This window comes from Type-A symbiont of Plautia stali (genome assembly GCF_059731155.1).
This window is the reverse complement of record NZ_AP035891.1, coordinates 3,130,642-3,148,958: the sequence shown is the minus strand read 5'-3', so window position 1 is coordinate 3,148,958 and position 18,317 is coordinate 3,130,642. Positions and strand designations below refer to the sequence as shown.

The window sequence follows — 18,317 nt, the reverse complement described above, 5'->3', positions numbered from 1 at the left end:
ATGAATAAAAAAGTGAATACAGCGTTACCCGATCAGGAACGGCTCAAGCGGGCAGTGATGATATCGCTTTTCACCTGGCGACGCTCTGAACCGGATGATGACACAGATACGCAGTTTGGGTGGTGGGGCGATACTTGGCCGACCGTACAAAATGACCGGATTGGCTCTCGATTACATCTGCTGAAACGCACGACCTTAACCCATCAAACGGCGCAAAGAGCGAAGGAATATATCGCTCAGGCGCTCAAGTGGATGACGGAGGACGGGGTAGCGCTTCGGGTTGATATTGAGGTAGTACGCTCAGGCATCGATAGATTAATGGCAACTGTCATCCTGACGTTGCCTGACCATAACATAAAAACGATAACCATCAACAATTTGTGGAGCGTGATCCATGCAAAATAGCGGTTTTTCGCGCCCGACCCTGCCACAACTGATAGACACCATTCGCGGTGATTTGCTCACGCGATTTAATGAAGATAGCGTATTGCGTCGCCTCGATGCCGAGGTGTACGCCAGAGTACAGGCCGCCGCTATTCATACCCTGTACGGCTATATCGATTATTTAGCGCGTAATATCTTGCCGGATTTAGCCGATGAAGATTGGTTGACCCGACACGGTAATATCAAGCGTTGTCCCCGCAAAGGTGCAACCAACGCGAGCGGATTTGTTCGGTGGGAGGGGGTACAAAATGCCCTATCGCTGCCCGCTGACACTGAAATACACCGTGATGATGGTCAAATATACACCACAACGGCCTCAGCAACATCAGCAAAGGGTGTACTTCGCGTACCCGTCGTTGCAAAAAGCAGCGGTCAGGCTGGCAATTGTGAGGACGGCATTGCGCTACGACTTGCTACGCCTATTTCTGGTTTATCTTCGACCGGTTATGCCGATAACATCAGGACAGGAGCCGATATTGAAGATTTGGATAGCTGGCGACAACGTATCATGGCGCGCTGGTACGATACGCCGCAAGGGGGTGCGGATAGTGATTATGTTCGTTGGGCGAAAGAAGTCCTGGGAATAAGCCGAGCATGGACACATCGACACAAGAACGGTATCGGCACAGTTGGGGTCATGGTTGCCAGTGATGATGTAGATCATCCTGCCCCCACACAGGAAATATTAACCAAAGTCAGAGAGCACATCTTACCCCTTGCCCCCGTTGCGGGTGGTGGCTTAACGGTTTTTGCGGTAACAGAAAAAAGCGTCCCTCTCTCGCTTGCCTTATCAACGGATACATCCGAAATTCGAGCCGCTGTCATCGCAGAAATCAAAGCCTTCTTACAACGAGAAGGCGAGCCCGGCAGCAAGCTTTTTCTTTCAAGACTCACTGAAGCCATCAGTCTTGCGGCAGGTGAAGTCGCTCATCGTCTTATTGCGCCAACGGGAGATATTGAATTAGCCCAGACGGAAGTGCCGGTATTGGGTGAAGTAACGTGGGCAAAATATAAGGAATGAGCATCATGACAAATCTTGACGACGAATATACGCAATTGTTGCGAACGTTATTACCGCCCGGCCCAGCATGGGATGAAGAAGATCCGCTCATTAAAGGGCTAGCCCCTTCACTGGCACAAGCTCATCAACATGCTGATAGCCTGATGATTGAAATTAACCCAGCCCAATCGGTTGAATTAATTAACCGTTACGAAAAATTATGCGGGCTGCCGGATAAATGCCTCGCTAATAGAACGCAAACGCTAGAAGAAAGGCAACGGGTTCTTGATGCCAAGGTGAATACCGTGGGCGGTATTAATGAGGCTTTTTTCAAAAAGCAGTTGGAAATATTGGGCTATCCAACAGCAACAATAGAACAATTTCAACATCTTGATAGTTCGCCAGATCCGACTTGGGGCGATAAGTGGCGCTATTACTGGCAGGTAAATATTCCTGCTGAAGCGAATGTACGCTGGATTAGCTGTACCAGTTCTTGCAATGAGTCGATTAGGACGTGGGGAGATAGCGCCGTGGAGTGTGTTATTGAGCGCCAGTGTCCTTCACATACCCAAGTCCTGTTTGCCTACACTAAAGGAGAAAATGATGCATCGAATTGATACCTCTACCGCCCAAAAAGATAAATTTGGGCAGGGGAAAAACGGGTTTACCAACGGCGATCCCACTACTGGCACACCGTCAACTAAATTGAATAGTGATATTTGTGATGCGCTACAAGAGGAAGTTTGTACCGTTATCGAGCGTGCAGGTATTCGGCTGAATAAAAGCCAGCATGACCAGCTTTATCAAGCGGTGAAACAATTGTCTGAGGCAGAAGCGAATAAAGCGAAACTCGTGTTAGTTGATGGTTCGACAGTAGATTTGAATACGCTAAACAAACTTGCAAAAGCCCTTGGCAATGATGCGAAATTTTCGGAAACAGTGATTAATTTATTAAATCAAAATGGCGCAGACATCCCGGACAAGAATCTTTTTATAAAAAACCTTGGTTTAACGGAAACGGTAGATTGTGCAAAAAATGCACTGGATAAACGGACTGGCGGAACGGTCAATGGCGACATTCTTTCACAGGGTGGCCAAATCGGAATGAAGGGGGATAACAGTAAGCCTTTTATTCTCGCGAATGCTGATGGCAACGTGCGCGCCTATATCTGGAAAGATAAGGGCGGTGATGGAATACACATCAATAACGGTATTGACGGCGGCGGCGATTATATTTTTCATAAAGATGGCGGTTTTCGTGCCCCTTCTTCCGTATATGCCGGAGCCGCAAGGATAGCCTCTGACGGCAATATCTACGGTAGCATGTGGGGCAATCAGTGGCTGGACGCTTACCTGGAAAAGACCTTCCAGCCTAAAGGGGCCTACGGCAAAGCGAATACCGCGAAAATGGAAGTCAACGGATGGTGGAAATGCGGGGACACGGGGTTGATTATCCAGTGGGCAAGATATGGAAAAGATAAAAGGGAAGGAACCTATGATTTCCCGTTGCCCATGAAATTTCCCAGCGCGGGATTGTTCTGTATCGGCTATGTTGCTTCTGCGATAAATTTTCATGCAGATCGTCAATCACAGTCAGCCCATCTGGTCGATAACGGGATCGTCAGGGTGACGGTGGATAACAGCCTTGAAACCGTGGTTCTGGCGATTGGTTTCTGAAGGAGGATCTGGCCAGTCGATATCCGTGGCTGCGCTGAGATCGATACGATTAAGCAGCACGCGGTATTTTTTCCAGGACAGCAGTAACGCTTTTTCGGCATCCGTTGCCATATCGAGGTCTACCGCATCCTGTAGCGGGGCAATAACGGTGGAGGCTTGCTGCATCAACGCGGCTTTCTTAAACTTTGCTTTCGCAACACGTTCACCCTGAGTCGGGATGCGGGGGACTATTTTTTCACCCTCAAATAGCCAGTCACCGGAGATATCCACACCATCAGGCAGTTCATCGACGTCGACAACGGTAAATCCTGCGGGGTAGAGGGAGGATACATCTTCAGCCATTGAACGAATGATACCGGTATCGGGTTCTATGCAGAGTGTGTATTTTTTGGTGAACAGGTTCAGCGATTCATAAAAATCCTGACCGTCTTCACTCTTAAAATACTGGACACCATGACCATAGGGCATGTTATCCGGGGAGTAGCAGGAGACATTTTTTAATTCCATAGTGACCTCATTTTGAATCAGAAATGTCAGAAATCGTGCGCCATGCGCCATTGATTTTAATCTGCAACGGGCAATAACGAACCTGATAAACGTGTGTCCCCGTCGAGCCGTCACCACTCAGTGTCATACCCACCATGACACACCCCTTCGGGGCATCAGTGGATGTATTTTCTGGCGTGTAGATTGCGCTCACTGCCCCCCCTTTCACATCTTGCACATACCGAGCGTCTGATTCCTCCTTGGTGTAAGCCTGACCCGCCCCCTTGGGCTGGAAGGTCTTTTCCAGGTAAGCGTCCAGCCACTGATTGCCCCACATGCTACCGTAGATATTGCCGTCAGAGGCTATCCTTGCGGCTCCGGCATATACGGAAGAAGGGGCACGAAAACCGCCATCTTTATGAAAAATATAATCGCCGCCGCCGTCAATACCGTTATTGATGTGTATTCCATCACCGCCCTTATCTTTCCAGATATAGGCGCGCACGTTGCCATCAGCATTCGCGAGAATAAAAGGCTTACTGTTATCCCCCTTCATTCCGATTTGGCCACCCTGTGAAAGAATGTCGCCATTGACCGTTCCGCCAGTCCGTTTATCCAGTGCATTTTTTGCACAATCTACCGTTTCCGTTAAACCAAGGTTTTCTTAAATCGGGAATTTAGCTAATATTTTGCCCAAAACCAGCGATGACAAGGCTTTCGGAGGGAGGATTAGGGGCTAAAATGGCAAAAATTGGCTATATGAGGGTGTCAAAAAATGACCAAAACACCGATTTACAGCAAAAATCCTTGATTTGTGCAAATTGCGAACAGATTTTTGAGGATAAAATCAGTGGAAAAACAGACCAGAGACCCGGATTAAAACGCGCGTTAAACTGCCTGAAATCGGGGGATACTCTGGTGGTCTGGAAGCTCGACAGGCTGGGTCGCAGCATTAAACATTTGATTACTTTAATATCCAATCTGGAAGATGAAGGTATTCATTTTCATAGTTTGACGGATGCCATTGATACCTCTACGTCCGCAGGCCGTTTTTTCTTTCATGTGATGAGCGCGTTAGCACAAATGGAGCGCGAACTGATTGTTGAGCGTACTCAGGCTGGTTTAGCCGCAGCAAGAAGCAGGGGACGTATCGGGGGGAGACCTTGCTCATTATCTTCCGCACAGCAAGAGCAGGCTAAAAAATTACTTGAGTCCGGCAATAGTAGAAAGCAGCTGGCATTACTGTATGGCGTCTCATTAGCTAGCATCTACAAATATTGTCCAGTTAATCTAAATGCTCGAATAGGTCAAAGCGACCCCGACAAAAAATAAAAGTGTAATTACGTTGCACTGACGGAAACAAAAGTAGCCCACCATTTATCGCACGTTTTGGCTTCAAATATCGCACACCGCATCATGTTGGCGCGAAGGGGAAAAACAGCGCAAGTAAACCGACACGTTTTAGTGCTCTCATTGCATGATCCCTGAATAAACACACCCGGTTGAGGAAAGCGTAACGATGCCAGCAGGGTGAGAGGTTCACCCGGCGGTGAGTTATGCCGTAAATGAAAAGTGATGATCAATTAACGCCGGGAATATGCACCGCCGACAAGGTTTCACGTACTTCCCAGCCACGTAGCTTGCCGGGGTTTAATAAGTTGTAAGGATCGCAGGCGGATTTTAGGACAACCACATCAGGCCGCACCATACCTTGTTTGCCATCCTCAATATGAATGACATGCGGATTATTTATTTTCACGTTATGGCTACGATAAATATCCATAATGGCATCGAGCCGTTCCGGGCTACTGTAACGGATTAATGGCAGGCCGCTACAGGTGAGCGCGCCGTTCATGTCGCGCAGAAATTCAATATGTGACATCACTTCATCCGATAATTCAGCCTCCATTGCCAGCACCTGTTGATGGTAATTATCCACAGCATAAGCGGTTTGCAGGTAAGTAAGGGTTTTATCAACCTTCAATGCCTGCAAGGTGGTGTGGTTCCAGCAATATTCAATCAGGGAATGGCCGCTATTTTCACCTTCGGCAAAGTGCAATGCATTACGGCCGTTGTGTTGTGCGAGGATGGCGGGCAGCAGGCCATCACTCTCGCTTCCAGTCACCGAAATGACACCGTGTTGAGCACGAATCTGCGCATCCGCTAAATCGCTGAAATAATCCAGCACCGGTGCGGCAAATACCGCGATTTGGCGTTTAACAATGCCATGTGAACGCGCCAGCGCATCGGCATAAGCCATCGCGGAGGGGAAATCGGCGAAGGTATCCAGGCGTTCAATCCAGTCGTGGCAGGGTGCCAATGCCAACTCGATCTCCAGCACGATGCCTGGCGCGGCCAGCGGACCGTAGTTAATCGATCCTACCCCGCCAAAACCTCCGCCAAACAAGCCACCAGGCGTGGCAAGTTTCCAGGTTGAGGGTATGCAACGCAGCTCCCACCCATGCGGGCGCGTATGTGCTTCGAAATCGCCCAGACGAATACCAGCCTGCGCGCGCACCGTACCGGTACCCATGGCGGTGACGCTGTTCAGGCGTGTCATGTCGACTATTACACCGCCCTCCAGCGGAATCAGCTGGCCGTAGTTGCCGGTGCCGCCACCCCGAAGATTCAGTGGGATGCGGGCTTTTGTACAGGCTGCTACAACGGCGAGCAGTTCGTTCTCATCGCGTGGACGAACAGCCAGCTCGGCGAACTTCTCTTCCAGCTGGTGTTTAAGCACCGGGCTAAACCAGTGAAAGTCACGTGACAGACGTTTTACTTTCGGCGCTTCTTTAATCCAGTCAAATTCCGGCAACGCCGCGACCAGCGCCGCCAGTGTAGACTGGCGATCGGGTTCAGACATGTATGGCTCCTGTCAGTAGAAGAGGTGTTGGGCGGTTGATGATCCGCCCGTGTTGAATTAACTCGGGCTCAACTCACTCTCATGCCATGCTGCCAGCACGCGGCGCGTGAGCCACGACATCAGGGCAAAGAGCAGGAAGCCGGCCAAGGAAATCAGTAACAATGCGGCAAACATCAGCGGAATATTGAGTTGATAGCCAGCCTGTAAGATCTGATAGGCCAGCCCGGTATCCGTGCCGCCGGTGCCCGCAACAAACTCCGCGACTACCGCGCCAATAAGCGACAAGCCACTGGAGATGCGCAACGCACCAAATGAAGTAGGGCAACGCCGATGGAATGCGCAGGCGTATTAAAATTTGCAGGCGCGATGCATGGTTTAGCCTGAAATAGCTCAGTAGCCCCGGAGACACGCTACGTAAACCTTGTGTGGTGTTTGAAATGATCGGGAACACCGCCATCAGTGTGGCGCACACCACTAGGGACATCGTGGTGTCTTTTACCCAAATAATGATCAGCGGTGCAATGGCGACAATCGGCGTAACCTGCAGAAATACGATATAAGGAAATAACGCCGTCTCGATAAACCGATTCTGCACCAGTAAAAACGCAATGATGGAGCCAATAACCGTCGCCAGCACAAACGAGATCACAGTGATTTTCAGCGTGTAAAGTAAAGACATAAACAACGTCGGAAAGTTTTGCGCCAGGCTTTGCGCCACGACGAGCGGAGAAGGGACCAGAAAGGCGGGCACCTTAAATGCGGTGACCAGAAACTGCTACAGTAACAGCATGGCAATGGCGACCACCGCCGGAAACAGCCATTGTTGAAATTTACGGTTTGCTGCAAGCGGTTTCATGCTTTGCTCTCCTGACTGGCTGCGAGCAGGCCGCGCTGCAACAGCTGCGCATAATGGGTAAACGGCTGACTGACTCGAAACGTATAATCACTCGCTGCGACAGGAATACGGCTTCTTGAATCGAGTGGGTCACAAAAACCACCGTGAGCTTTTGCTCCTGCCACAAATCGAGCAGGTCGCTGTCCGGTTTGTTGCGGGTGATTTCGTCCAGCGCGCCAAAGGGCTCATCCATTAATAGCACCCGGGGACGCGTCACTAAACCACGGGCAATTGACACCCGCATCTGCATGCCACCTGAAAGCTCGCGTGGCAGTACATGACCAAACTGACCCAGGCCAACCAGTGCCAGAATCTCCCGCACCTGGGTGTCGGCTTCACCGCGTGGTACCCCCGCCAGATCCAACGGCAGGCGTACATTCTTATGCACGGTGTTCTACGGCATCAGGGTGGCTTCCTGAAACACAAAGGAAAGCGGTAGGTCGCGTTGATTCTCACGACGATCGCGACGAAATAGCATCAGTTTGCCATCACTGGGTTCAATTAAGCCGGCGATCATTTTCAGCAGGGTACTTTTGCCACAGCCGGAAGGGCCGAGCAGTGAAACAAACTCACCCTGACGCACCGTCAGTTCCACCGGCAGCAGTGCCCGCGTCCCGTTGGGATAGATTTTCTCTGCGGAGAGCACTTCAATCGCCGGCGCCGCTGCAGGCCGTGGCTGACTATCGGGATTGATCAGCGTTATGTTGCTGGCGGTGTTCATGGCATGACCTTAACGTCTTTGATGAACTGCAGCGTGTAGCTACCCGCAAACGGTACTTTGGCCGGATCGATCAGCTTGTTGTCCACCAGCAGTTGCCATGTCTGTTTTAGCCGTGGCTCGGTAATAATACCGATACCCGCCGTTTGCGCGTCGCCGCCCGTCAGCATCTGGTATTTCTTCATCTGGGCGATACCGAAGGCGATCTACTCCTCGCTCATCTGTGGATTCTCTTTCCTGATAAGCACGTTGCCAGCGCCTGGATCCTGCAGATAGTTTTTCCAGCCCTGCATTGAGGCTTTAACGAACGCGGCTACCGCTTGCGGACGTTTTTCAATGGTTGATTTCATGCACACAATACTGTTGCCGTAGGGCGGGTAACCCCATTCGCTGATCGGGTAGACATTGGCTTGCGCATGGGCTTTTTGCACAGCAAAAGGTTCCGAGGTGATATAGCCCTGCTGCACCAGCGTTTTGTCTGCGAGGAATGGCTGGATGCTGAACGTGTACGGGCGCACGCGCGCATTCTTCAGGCTGAGCGCACTCTGTGCCCACGGCCAGTAGGAGGTATAAGCTTCCGCCGCCAGCAGGAAGGTTTTACCCTGCAGATCCGCTTTACCTTTCACATCAGGATGGGGGAGAAAAGCAATCGCCGAGTGCTGGAACGTAGTGGCAACGGGCACGGCTTCAACACCTTGCTGTCAGGATTCCAGCGCCTGCATGTTATCGCTGATGATGCAGTCTGCCTGACCCGCCGCCATCAGCTGCATGGTGTGAACCTAGGGACCGCCCATTTTAATGGTGACGTCCAGCCCGGCATCTTTATACAGGTTCTGCGCCAGTGCCTGATAAAAACCGCCATGCTCTGCTTGCTCATACCAGTTGGTCATAAAGGTTAATTTCTCCGCCGCCATGCTCTGGGCCGACAGCGCCAGCGACAGTGCGGCAATCATGCTTAATTTTTTATTCATCGTCGATCCCCCGGTCAGCTCGGTGTTAAGAGTGATGCAGCGTCGTTGTGGTCTAATACTTTGCCCTGCCAGTGACCTGTGCCCCATGCCGGTTCAGCGCGGGTCACCCAGCTCATTTGATGCACTTCGGTTATTACCTGTGCCCAACTTTCCGCCAGCGAATCCAGAATCGCCGCGCCTTGTTCGGGCGTGGAAGGCAGTGGATCGCCAATCACGCCGCTGGGGCCGAAATCATAAGAAGCCCATGCCGCCATCGGTTTACTGGTCGAGAGCGTCGGGCAGGGAAATGCAGGCGGATAATTCGCCACGGCTTTGCTCATCTGCACGGTGTCGGGGGCGAGCGCCAGCATCAGCGCGGTTTCCGCATGACCGGCGTGCATCGCCATTTGATGCTCTTTGTCGTCCATAAAACTTTCGGCACAGTTGGGCACTTTGAAGGTGTCTTGCATGATGATGATTATGTCACCGTGTCGCAGACGGAGTTCGCGTGCGGCCATCTGCAGCGGCTGTGGCTGCCCGCCGTGGCCATTCACCATTAAAAACTTGCGGAAACCGGCGCGATATAGGGATTCACCAATCTCCAGAATGGTATGTAACAAGGTTTCCCCGGTTAGCGTCAGCGTGCCAGGAAAGTGCAGGTGCTCATCGGATTTGCCATAGGTGATCGGCGGAATGGCATAAGCCGGGATATTCGCGGGCAAACGTGCCAGGGCATGCCCGACCACGCCCGAAGAGATGACGCTGTCTACGGCACACGGCAGATGGGGACCGTGCTGTTCGATAGCGCCGGTCGGTAACACAATCACCGTGTTGGCTTTATTATCCAGTGTGGCGATGTCGGTCCAGCTCAGGTACGGCAAGAAGCGGTTTGCCGGGATATAACCATGCAACATACTGTTTCCTCGCGTTATTGTGGCAACCACGCCGTGGCTTCAACTTCAATTAATACGTCCGGGCTGGGCAGCATTTCACTGACTTGCACCACCGTTGAAACCGGCGGTTCGTCCGGGAAGAACTGCTTGCGCACCCAGCTGTAGTGCGGGAAATGGTCCAGATTACGAAAGTACTGCACCAGTTTGAAAACATCACTCATCTGCCCACCGGCGCTTTCAAAGGTGGTGCGGATACTCTCCAGTATATACCAGCTTTATGCTAGGATTGGACCTTCTTTGAAATCGGTAGAGAATTCACCACTGCGTCCCAGCAACCGTTGCGCTGCTTCGGGAACATCGCTGTAACCGCGCACGATCGTCGCGGTTTGCGGATTCACCGGAATAATGCCGGAGAGAAAAATAAAGTCGCCGACGCGTCGCCACGCCGCATATTTCGCCAGCGGCTTACCCGCCCCTTCATCTAGCGTCATCAGTTTCTTCTCCATAACGCACGCCTTGTTTAGGCCGATAGCGCTGGCGCAGCGGCCAGCTTGCTGTGTCGGCATGCGGAAAAATCACCATATCGTTGTGACGAAAAGCATCGGGCTGGCAGATGAGCTGAGAGGCCTCATCAAAGGCGGCTCCCAACTGCAGGCTCAATACCCCACTGAACAGGGTATCGAGTGGGTCGTAACTGCCGAGAGGGCAGAAGGCGTTCTGCACGTTGTCAGCTGCCCAGCAGCAGTGAAATTCCACGCGCCTGCGCTTCTTTCACCAGCGTTAATCTACGCTGACGCGGTGTGCGATTGGGCACGGCGTCCTGTAACAGCAGGTTGGTTAGGGGCAGAGCGATCAGCGTTACCTGGTGCAGGGCCAGACGATCAAGAATCTGCAGCGTATCTTCCTGTTGCGACAGCGCGCAGCTGTGGCTGCAGGTAATATGACCACTGAACGGATGTTGTTGCAGGTAGTTCGCCAGCCAGCGCATGCCCTGGGCATCGGCATTCAACTCTTCATCAATGTGCAGGTCGATATCGAGCTGCCACTGTTCGGCAGCTTGCAGAAGATGCGAGAAGGCTTGCGCATCCCAGTTGCTGCTGTGGATGAAACCACCCAGAAGCGCGCCCGGACCGCTGATGGCCACTTGGGCGGCAATATGCTGCGCATCATCCGCGCTGGCGAAAAAACTCAGCGGGGCGAGGGCCACGCGTTCGATACGAAATAACGGATGCTGTAACTCACCAATAACCTGCCACGCCAGCGGCGCCTGCGCGCTGAACCAATCGACGTGGGTGCGCAATAAACCCACGCCACTCTCCACCGCCCATTGCAACGCCTGATGCGCGCGCTGATGGAGGTCTGCACGGCTCCAGTGCACGCGATCCTGGTGCATCGCGGTAATCGCAGCCAGCAAACCGGGCTGGCGTGCCGGGCTTCGCTCGAAGGTGAACGTTTTGTCCAGATGCGCATACGGCTCGATCAGGGCGGGAAGCACCAGAGCGCCATTGAGTGGCAAATAATCGGCCTACGCTCCTTCACAGGGCGCGAACTGCAGCCCGTCAGAGTGAAAATGTAACGTCGCCAGCTGCGGCTGATTGTCCTGCTGCGGCCAGCTGTCTGGCAGGAGCCAGCGGGGTAAACGTGCGCCGGTTGCGCTTAGATAGATGTTCATAAGTCCAGCACCAGAACCGGAGAGCGTGCGCGTGAGCAGCACAGTACGATGCAGTCATTCGCGGCACGCTCTTTTGGGCTTAACACCTCGTCGCGGTGATCGTGTTCACCCGACAAAACACCCGTAATGCAGGCACCACACATGCCTTGCTCACAGGAGAGTTCGATGTCGATACCCGCCGCTTCCAGCACCCCGGCAATGCTTTGTGCCTGTCCAACGGTAAAACGCGCGCCGGAGGAGGCAATCTCCACGTCGAAGCTGTCGCCTGCGGTGATCAGGGAGACTGCAGGATTGAAACGTTCGCTGTGCCATTGATCCGGCTGCCAGCCGCGTTCCAGCGCTTGCTGCTGCAGGTGGTGCATGAAGCCAGCCGGTCTGCAGGCAACCAGCGCGCTGTTGGCTGATGTTTCCAGATCGTCAGGTATTCGGGTGCGCAGGCTGTCGCCTTCGCTACTGTAGTGAATGACGACACGCTCACCGAGCTGCGCCAGACGTGTCGCAAACGCCAGTTCATCATGATGTTTGAGGTAGATATGCAGCATGAATTCAGCCTGCCGCTCGGCCAGCGCTTCTGCCATGACCAGCAGTTGCGTCAGGCCAATACCGGCAGCAAATAATAAGGTGCGCGGTGCATCCGGTAGCGGAAAGTGGTTACGCGGGGCCGACAGGGTTAACGCATCGCCGATATTGAGCTGTTGATGCAGCCAGCGGGAACCCCCTGTTGAAGCGTGATTAAGACGGACGCAAATTTCATAGCCAGACGCACTGGCTGGCGAACACAGTGAGTATTGACGCACCCCTCCCGCCGGCAGATGGACATCAATGTGCGCGCCCGGTGTAAAAGGCGGCAGCGGTTGGTCGCTGGCATTCTCCAGCGTCAGTAACAGATTGCCAGCACCGTTGGACTGCTTTGCGATGACGGTGACAGCCAGGTGTGTTGATTTCATAATCAGCCTGTCTTTGCAGGGCTGTCATCAGCGTTAGCGCCGCGCATACCCTTGTCTTTATCATGGATGCGATTATTATTTTGCCGTTGTGTAAGTGTCCATCTGTTTAATTCGCATGATGCGTTGCAAAAAAGAGAGCACCCACTATGTTTGCCTTCTCACGTTTTCTGATTTATTTCACCGAAGTGGCACGCCAGGGTTCGCTACGTAAGGCTTCTGGGGTGTTGCACGTCTTGGCTTCCTCTATCGACCGGCAGATTTTGCGCGTGGAGGAACAGCTGGATATGCCGTTGTTTGAACGCCATCCATCAGGTTTATGTATGACGGCCGCTGGCAAATCCTGTTTAACGCGGCAAAAAACTGGCAACGTGAGTTTGGTCGTGTTTGCACCCAATTAGAGGATTTGCGTGGCTTGCGACATGGCCATGTACATATCGCCACTATTGATGCCGTTAACCGCGGTTTCTTCTCCTCAATCCTGCAGCGTATTCGTAAAGACTATCCGGGCATTTCGTTTTCCCTCACCACCATGAGCAATATCCATATCGCCAATGCGCTGACCGCCGGTGATGCGGATTTTGGCATCATGCTCAACCCACAAAGCTCGCGTGAACTGCTGGTGAAATCCTTTGCCGATCTGCGTCTGGGGATTGTGGTTAGCCGACAACATCCATTGGCAGCGCTGGAATCTATTCGCTTCAGCCATTGCGAACCTTGGCCGTTTATTGTGCCCGCCGCGCCATTAATGCTGGCCGATCCGCTGGAAGCGCTAATTAACAGTTCTGGCATTCGCCTGAAGGAAGTGGGGCGCACCAATAACATTCATATGCTGCGATCGTTAGTACGTGATGATGTTGGGATCAGCCTGATGTGCTGGCTGGATATTGTTGATGAATATCGCCGGGGAGAACTGAAATTCATTCCGTTGATCGACACGGTATTAAAACCATTTACTCTGTCACTGTGCGTGGCACCACAACGCCAGTTATCGGTAGCCGCGTCAATGATGCTCGGGCAGCTTGAGTTGTTCTTTGCAATGATTGAGAGTGAAGAAGCGCTGGCAGGAAAGGAAGAGAAGCATACCGGGTAAAAGCCTGACTTGCCCGCCAGATGTTGCAGCGGGTGGTGACGAACGACACCCGCTGTAGATGATAGGTCAGCCTGATAGCGGCACAGCAGCATCCTTCTATACAGGTATCACGATGGTGAAGATTGAACACGCAGACCCGCGCTCGGCGGAATCACAGTGACTGATTGAAAAACTCTCCGCAGAGCTTGCGGCTATCACTGGCGATGGCGGAAACAGCCGCGCCAGCGTTGACACCTTTCAGGATGAAGGTGCGTTGTGGGTAATCGCTAGAGATGCGCAGGGCACGGCCGTTGGCTGTGGCGCGTTACGGCCCGTGGCTGCCGGGATCGCCGAATTGAAAAGGATGTTCTCCGATCGCAGTTTGCCGGGCATCGGACGTGCCTTACTCAGCTCTTTGGAAGCCGCGGCAAAACTCTGGGATATCGTGAACTGTGGCTGGAAACCCGGCATGTTAATCAGCGTGCCGTGGATTTTTATATCAGGCAGGGCTACCGGCAGATAGAAAATTACGGACCCTACCGCGGCCGGGAAGAGGCCATTTGCCTGGGCAAAACGTTATAAAATAAAGGGCTGGCTGACATCAGTCCGGCGGGTTTGATTTAACGGCCCGTATCACCCTCTACCGTCCAGCCGACTCACCACAACAAAAAGCCCGCTCAGGTTTCCCTGAGCGGGCTTCTTTAAATCTGGCTCCTCTGACTGGACTCGAACCAGTGACATACGGATTAACAGTCAGTTAACCGCCGTTTCGCTTTGTTTCTCCTGCTAAATCCTCACGCTTTGCCACACTTACTCTTTGTAAGGAATTGTCGTATCAGACGAATAACCCCGAAGAAGGCGAACCGTGAGCTATCAATCTGTTGTGGAATTCAAGGCGCTGGCGCAGCGTAACCCCACTAAAGTGACCGTCGGCGAAACGGATATGGTGCTGATTCGCGACGGCGACCGCGTGCAGGCGCTGCATGCAAAATGTCCGCACACGGGCGCACCGCTGGAGCAGGGCGCAGTGTGCGGCGACAAACTGGTGTGTCCGTGGCATAAGGCGGTGTTTGAGCTGCGCGATGGCAAAATGTGCGAGCCGCTGGCGCTGGCCAATCTCAAGCGCTATCCGGTGCGCATTGAACAGGGGCAGGTGCTGATCAATCCGCAGGCGATGTCGCCGGCCAGCGCGCCGGTGGCCCAGGGTGAAGCGCCGGTGTGCGTGATTCTCGGCTCTGGCGCGGCGGGCAGTGCCGCGATCTGGACGCTGCGCGATGAAGGCTTTAGCGGCCGTATTGTGCGTATCGAGCGTGAAAGCGACGCACCTTACGATCGCACCACGCTGAGTAAATTTGTGCCCTCTGGCAAGATGGCCATCGACGAGGTACCAAAGCTGCTGAAACAGGATGTGCTGGGACCGGTGGCGTGGCTGCAGGGGGAGGTGGTGCAGCTGAAGGCGCAGGAGCAGACGCTGGTACTGAAAGACGGGCAGCAAGTGAAGTTTGACCAGCTGCTGATCGCGACCGGCGGCGTGCCGCAGCCGCTTGATATCCCAGGCAAGGATCTGGATGGCGTGCATTTGCTGCGCCAGGCCGACACGCTGATTTCCCAGGTGGATGAGGCGCAGCAGCTGGTGATTATCGGCAACCGTTTTATCGCTATGGAAGTGGCGGGTGCGCTGCGTAACCGCGACATTGATGTCACGGTGGTGGCGCGTAATCCGCTGCCGTTTGCCAGTCAGTTCGGCGAAGAGATTGGCCGCCATTTTTATGAGCTGCACCGCAGCAACGGTGTGAAATTTGTCGAGGGTGAACCGGAAGCGCTGATCGGCCAAGGTGCAGTAAATGGCGTGCGGCTCAAAGGTGGCAAAACCGTGCCAGCCAGCCAAGTGCTGTTTGCCACCGGCATTGTGCCGGCCACCCATTTTATTCACGACCTGCCATTACAGAAGGATGGCAGCCTGCTGGCCGACAGTCAGCTACGGGTCAGTGAAAACATCTGGGTCGCGGGGGATATTGCCAGTTGTCTCACGCCGCGCGGCGTGCAACGCATTGAGCACTATCGCGTGGCGCATCAGCAGGGGCGCATTGCCGCGCTGAATATGCTGGGCAAACGCATCATGTACGATCGCGTGCCGTTCTTCTGGACTGCGCATTACGGCACCCGCTATGAGTATCTGGGGCATGCAGAGGAGTGGGATGATTATCGCCTGCTGGGATCGCTGCAGGACAAACGCTTTATCGCTTTTTACTGCCAGCAGGGCATGATTGCGGTAGTGTGTTCAGCCGGCATGTACACGCTCACCGCCGCGCTGGTGCACGAGATGCAGCAGCCAATGATGCTGGAGCAAGGCCTGCGCTGTTTGAAGTGTATCAGGGTTAAGGTTCAAGCCAGCACCCAACAGTTCCCTCTCCCGCAAGCGGGAGAGGGTTAGGGTGAGGGGAAACCCGCACCATCACTGCTTACTCAGCGCCTCGGACTTCGCCATGCACTGCTGCATCGCGCCCATCACCGCGGCGCGGAAGCCTTTCTCTTCCAGCACCTTCACCGCTTCAATGGTGGTGCCGCCCGGTGAGCACACCATATCTTTCAGTTCGCCGGGATGTTTGCCGGTCTCCAGCACCATCTGGGCGGAACCTTTTACCGCCTGTGCCGCAAACTGATAAGCCTGCGCCCGCGGCATGCCGCCCAGCACGGCGGCGTCGGCCATCGCTTCGATAAACATAAACACGTAAGCCGGTGCCGAGCCGCTGACACCCACCACGGCATGAATCAGATACTCGTTCACCACCGCCGCTTTGCCGAAGCTCTCAAAAATGGTCACCACCTCGTCCACTTCCTGCGGTTCCACCAGCACGTTCGGCGTAATAGAGGTCATGCCTTCATTGACCAGCGACGGCGTATTCGGCATCACGCGAATGATTTTACGATCGTGGTCGAGCACCGCCGCCAGCGAATCCAGCGTCACACCTGCGGAAATCGACACCACCAGCGCATCTTTCTTCAGCTGGCCGGCCAGATCCTTGAGCACCTTGAGAATCACGTTGGGTTTCACCGCGCCAAACAGAATGTCCACTTCACGTGCCAGACTCTCGACGCTTTCCGCCGCCGTCACGCCATACTGCTGCGCCATAGCCTGGTTGGTGTCGGGTTTTCGATCGTGCACCCAGATATTGGCCGGGGCGATCTGCCCGCTGTTCACCAGGCCGCTGATGATGGCTTTCGCCATATTGCCGCAGCCGACAAACCCGATTTTCTTCTCCAGCATCGCTTTATCCTTTACGTGGTTCGGTTTTCTCAGTGGGTTAGCTTACGTCAGCGGTAGTGAATAACAAGTCGCGCACAAATAACATTTGCCATTCGCGGCCAGCACGGCAAGATCGCAGGCATTGCCCGTTAATAAGGATTAAACATGTCGATTTGGGTGGATGCCGATGCGTGTCCCAATGTCATCAAAGAGGTGCTGTATCGCGCCGCTGAGCGCACTAAAGTCACCGTGACCTTCGTCGCTAACCAACCGCTGCGCGTACCGCCGTCGCCGTTTCTGAAGACGCTGCAGGTGGCTGCCGGCTTTGATGTGGCTGATAACGAAATTGTGAAACGCGTGCAGCCGGGCGAGCTGGTGATTACCGGCGATATTCCGCTTGCAGCAGAAGTGCTGGAGAAAGGGGCGGCAGCGCTGAATCCGCGCGGGGAGCGCTACAGTAGCGATACCATTCGCCAGCGTCTGACCATGCGCGATTTCATGGAAACGATGCGCGCCAGCGGCATTCAGAGCGGCGGCCCGTCGGCATTAAGCCCACGTGACCGCCAGCAGTTTGCCAACGAACTGGATAAATGGTTACGCCAGCGTTAATCAGACGAAGCTGTCGTCGTCGTCAAAATCACCGCTGCTGCCGAAATCATTGTTATCGGCAAAGCTGTTGTTGTCCCAGCCTGAATTGTCATTCAGGAAGGCATTGTTGCTGTCATTGCCGTTGAAGGTGTCCAGATTATCATCCACCTGCGGCAGCGCCGGTTCGTTGATGATATTGACGATCTCTTCCGGCTGCGAGTGGTGGAACAGGCTGGTCAGCATATCCGCCATCACCACACCGCCGGCCACGCCGACAGCCGTTTGCAGTGCGCCGCCAAGAAAGCTGGTACCGCGCGCCGGTGCAGCATACTGCTGCTGAGGCGGTGCGGCATATTGTGGCTGTTGCGGTGCACTGTTCCATGCCGGCTGTTGCGGCTGCGCCGGGCGTGAATCGCCGCCAAACAGGCTCGACAGGAAGCCGCCGCTGCTTTGCTGCGGGGCCTGCTGCTGCGCCTGCGCCAGACGGCTCTCCAGCTCCGATACCTGCGCGTTGAGCTTTTTCATCGCCGCTTCCTGAATCAGGATCGCCTGTGCCATGTAGTAGGGCGCACCGGGCTGGCTCTGTAAATGCTGATTGATTAACTGTTCGGCACCGGCATCACGCGGGCCGCTCTGGCTTTCTGCCTGTTTCAGACGGCTGAACAGGCTTTCAATAAGTTGTTGTTCCTGGCTCTGCATGGTGAACCTCCGGTTAGGCATAGCGTGTTGTTCTTCAGGCGACCAACAGGACGTCCGTTGCCTGAACTATAAAGCGTATATGCGGGCTGCGTGACAGAAAGTAAATCAGCGGCCTTGTAAGCAAATGTTGCCCGCGCTTACAAATCGCCTGATGCACGAAATGCGCATC

17 protein-coding genes and 5 pseudogenes are annotated in these 18,317 nt (G+C 53.9%); 8 read left to right on the top strand and 14 right to left on the bottom strand.

The window, feature by feature from the left end; translation table 11 throughout:
* The 4 genes from AC6I8M_RS16650 to AC6I8M_RS16635 are packed head-to-tail and all read left to right on the top strand — an operon-like array spanning position 1 to position 3,121.
* Complete coding sequence (locus AC6I8M_RS16650; protein ID WP_010615878.1) at positions 1–405, top strand: phage GP46 family protein; 405 nt, start codon at positions 1–3, stop codon at positions 403–405.
* On the top strand, positions 395–1,465 hold the full coding sequence (locus AC6I8M_RS16645; RefSeq protein WP_058948875.1) for a baseplate J/gp47 family protein: 1,071 nt from the start codon (positions 395–397) through the stop codon (positions 1,463–1,465). The genes AC6I8M_RS16650 and AC6I8M_RS16645 overlap by 11 nt, the downstream gene beginning before the upstream one ends.
* A 5-nt stretch (positions 1,466–1,470) precedes the next feature.
* Entirely contained in the window at positions 1,471–2,061 is a 591-nt protein-coding gene (locus AC6I8M_RS16640; RefSeq protein WP_010615880.1) for a YmfQ family protein, read from the top strand.
* The gene (locus AC6I8M_RS16635; protein ID WP_498013512.1) at positions 2,045–3,121 is read left to right on the top strand and encodes a hypothetical protein; all 1,077 of its coding nucleotides are present in this window, start codon (positions 2,045–2,047) and stop codon (positions 3,119–3,121) included. Before AC6I8M_RS16640 ends, AC6I8M_RS16635 begins: the two co-directional genes overlap by 17 nt.
* On the opposite strand, the gene AC6I8M_RS16630 is transcribed toward AC6I8M_RS16635, so the two are convergent.
* Both AC6I8M_RS16630 and AC6I8M_RS16625 read right to left on the bottom strand, forming a co-directional pair.
* Entirely contained in the window at positions 3,038–3,628 is a 591-nt protein-coding gene (locus AC6I8M_RS16630; protein ID WP_022549149.1) for a tail fiber assembly protein, read from the bottom strand. The two genes, AC6I8M_RS16635 and AC6I8M_RS16630, sit on opposite strands and share 84 nt — an antisense overlap.
* 7 nt (positions 3,629–3,635) lie before the next feature.
* Positions 3,636–4,163 (bottom strand): tail fiber protein, encoded by a 528-nt coding sequence (locus tag AC6I8M_RS16625; protein ID WP_498013492.1) that lies wholly within the window; start codon positions 4,161–4,163, stop codon positions 3,636–3,638.
* 185 nt (positions 4,164–4,348) lie between these two features.
* Between AC6I8M_RS16625 and AC6I8M_RS16620 the strand changes: the two genes are divergently transcribed.
* On the top strand, positions 4,349–4,939 hold the full coding sequence (locus AC6I8M_RS16620; protein WP_498013511.1) for a recombinase family protein: 591 nt from the start codon (positions 4,349–4,351) through the stop codon (positions 4,937–4,939).
* Positions 4,940–5,186: 247 nt separating this feature from the next.
* On the opposite strand, the gene AC6I8M_RS16615 is transcribed toward AC6I8M_RS16620, so the two are convergent.
* The 10 genes and pseudogenes from AC6I8M_RS16615 to AC6I8M_RS16570 form a co-directional block, all read right to left on the bottom strand.
* The gene (locus AC6I8M_RS16615) at positions 5,187–6,470 is read right to left on the bottom strand and encodes an FAD-binding oxidoreductase (protein ID WP_010617741.1); all 1,284 of its coding nucleotides are present in this window, start codon (positions 6,468–6,470) and stop codon (positions 5,187–5,189) included.
* Positions 6,471–6,527: 57 nt separating this feature from the next.
* Positions 6,528–7,326: pseudogene (locus tag AC6I8M_RS16610) on the bottom strand (ABC transporter permease).
* Positions 7,323–8,086: pseudogene (locus tag AC6I8M_RS16605) on the bottom strand (ABC transporter ATP-binding protein). The pseudogenes AC6I8M_RS16610 and AC6I8M_RS16605 overlap by 4 nt, the downstream one beginning before the upstream one ends.
* Positions 8,083–9,054 (bottom strand): annotated as a pseudogene (locus AC6I8M_RS16600) (ABC transporter substrate-binding protein). Before AC6I8M_RS16600 ends, AC6I8M_RS16605 begins: the two co-directional pseudogenes overlap by 4 nt.
* Positions 9,055–9,068: 14 nt before the next feature.
* On the bottom strand, positions 9,069–9,947 hold the full coding sequence (locus tag AC6I8M_RS16595; RefSeq protein ID WP_010617738.1) for a creatininase family protein: 879 nt from the start codon (positions 9,945–9,947) through the stop codon (positions 9,069–9,071).
* A gap of 14 nt (positions 9,948–9,961) precedes the next feature.
* Positions 9,962–10,417 (bottom strand): annotated as a pseudogene (locus AC6I8M_RS16590) (RidA family protein).
* Positions 10,404–10,649 (bottom strand): hypothetical protein, encoded by a 246-nt coding sequence (locus AC6I8M_RS16585; RefSeq protein WP_022548848.1) that lies wholly within the window; start codon positions 10,647–10,649, stop codon positions 10,404–10,406. The pseudogene AC6I8M_RS16590 and the gene AC6I8M_RS16585 overlap by 14 nt, the downstream one beginning before the upstream one ends.
* A 4-nt stretch (positions 10,650–10,653) precedes the next feature.
* Positions 10,654–11,421: a cytosine deaminase gene (locus tag AC6I8M_RS16580; protein WP_318285162.1), complete on the bottom strand. Its 768-nt coding sequence runs from the start codon at positions 11,419–11,421 to the stop codon at positions 10,654–10,656.
* Between the two features lie 30 nt (positions 11,422–11,451).
* A complete protein-coding gene (locus AC6I8M_RS16575; RefSeq protein WP_010617735.1) occupies positions 11,452–11,598 on the bottom strand; it encodes a hypothetical protein in 147 nt (48 codons plus the stop codon).
* Positions 11,595–12,545, bottom strand: coding sequence for a PDR/VanB family oxidoreductase (locus tag AC6I8M_RS16570; RefSeq protein WP_010617734.1), 951 nt, complete (start codon positions 12,543–12,545; stop codon positions 11,595–11,597). Before AC6I8M_RS16570 ends, AC6I8M_RS16575 begins: the two co-directional genes overlap by 4 nt.
* 146 nt (positions 12,546–12,691) lie before the next feature.
* On the opposite strand from AC6I8M_RS16570, the pseudogene AC6I8M_RS16565 reads away from it, so the two are divergent.
* Both AC6I8M_RS16565 and AC6I8M_RS16560 read left to right on the top strand, forming a co-directional pair.
* A pseudogene (locus tag AC6I8M_RS16565) lies at positions 12,692–13,635 on the top strand (LysR family transcriptional regulator).
* Between the two features lie 844 nt (positions 13,636–14,479).
* Positions 14,480–16,048, top strand: coding sequence for an FAD-dependent oxidoreductase (locus tag AC6I8M_RS16560; protein WP_498013510.1), 1,569 nt, complete (start codon positions 14,480–14,482; stop codon positions 16,046–16,048).
* 21 nt (positions 16,049–16,069) lie between these two features.
* Here the strand turns inward: AC6I8M_RS16560 and proC are convergent, their stop codons facing one another.
* Positions 16,070–16,882, bottom strand: a complete 813-nt coding sequence (gene proC / locus AC6I8M_RS16555) for a pyrroline-5-carboxylate reductase (protein WP_010616570.1) — start codon at positions 16,880–16,882, stop codon at positions 16,070–16,072.
* A 144-nt stretch (positions 16,883–17,026) separates the two neighbouring features.
* Here proC and AC6I8M_RS16550 point away from each other — a divergent pair, with 144 nt between their 5' ends.
* The gene (locus AC6I8M_RS16550; RefSeq protein ID WP_010616571.1) at positions 17,027–17,470 is read left to right on the top strand and encodes a YaiI/YqxD family protein; all 444 of its coding nucleotides are present in this window, start codon (positions 17,027–17,029) and stop codon (positions 17,468–17,470) included.
* Here AC6I8M_RS16550 and AC6I8M_RS16545 read toward each other — a convergent pair whose 3' ends face one another.
* Positions 17,471–18,148 carry a DUF2076 domain-containing protein gene (locus AC6I8M_RS16545; RefSeq protein WP_010616572.1) on the bottom strand — a complete coding sequence of 226 codons (678 nt, stop codon included), beginning with the start codon at positions 18,146–18,148 and terminating at the stop codon, positions 17,471–17,473.
* Positions 18,149–18,317 lie beyond the last annotated feature (169 nt).

Bases quoted from the DNA above. Each gene is read 5' to 3' on its own strand.
- AC6I8M_RS16595 (WP_010617738.1), bottom strand. From the start codon at position 9,947: ATGTTGCATGGTTATATCCCGGCAAACCGCTTCTTGCCGTACCTGAGC.
- AC6I8M_RS16630 (WP_022549149.1), bottom strand. From the start codon at position 3,628: ATGGAATTAAAAAATGTCTCCTGCTACTCCCCGGATAACATGCCCTAT.
- AC6I8M_RS16625 (WP_498013492.1), bottom strand. From the start codon at position 4,163: ATGAAGGGGGATAACAGTAAGCCTTTTATTCTCGCGAATGCTGATGGC.
- AC6I8M_RS16650 (WP_010615878.1), top strand. From the start codon at position 1: ATGAATAAAAAAGTGAATACAGCGTTACCCGATCAGGAACGGCTCAAG.
- AC6I8M_RS16575 (WP_010617735.1), bottom strand. From the start codon at position 11,598: ATGAACATCTATCTAAGCGCAACCGGCGCACGTTTACCCCGCTGGCTC.
- AC6I8M_RS16635 (WP_498013512.1), top strand. From the start codon at position 2,045: ATGATGCATCGAATTGATACCTCTACCGCCCAAAAAGATAAATTTGGG.
- AC6I8M_RS16615 (WP_010617741.1), bottom strand. From the start codon at position 6,470: ATGTCTGAACCCGATCGCCAGTCTACACTGGCGGCGCTGGTCGCGGCG.
- AC6I8M_RS16545 (WP_010616572.1), bottom strand. From the start codon at position 18,148: ATGCAGAGCCAGGAACAACAACTTATTGAAAGCCTGTTCAGCCGTCTG.
- AC6I8M_RS16620 (WP_498013511.1), top strand. From the start codon at position 4,349: ATGGCAAAAATTGGCTATATGAGGGTGTCAAAAAATGACCAAAACACC.
- AC6I8M_RS16640 (WP_010615880.1), top strand. From the start codon at position 1,471: ATGACAAATCTTGACGACGAATATACGCAATTGTTGCGAACGTTATTA.
- proC (WP_010616570.1), bottom strand. From the start codon at position 16,882: ATGCTGGAGAAGAAAATCGGGTTTGTCGGCTGCGGCAATATGGCGAAA.
- AC6I8M_RS16550 (WP_010616571.1), top strand. From the start codon at position 17,027: ATGTCGATTTGGGTGGATGCCGATGCGTGTCCCAATGTCATCAAAGAG.
- AC6I8M_RS16645 (WP_058948875.1), top strand. From the start codon at position 395: ATGCAAAATAGCGGTTTTTCGCGCCCGACCCTGCCACAACTGATAGAC.
- AC6I8M_RS16570 (WP_010617734.1), bottom strand. From the start codon at position 12,545: ATGAAATCAACACACCTGGCTGTCACCGTCATCGCAAAGCAGTCCAAC.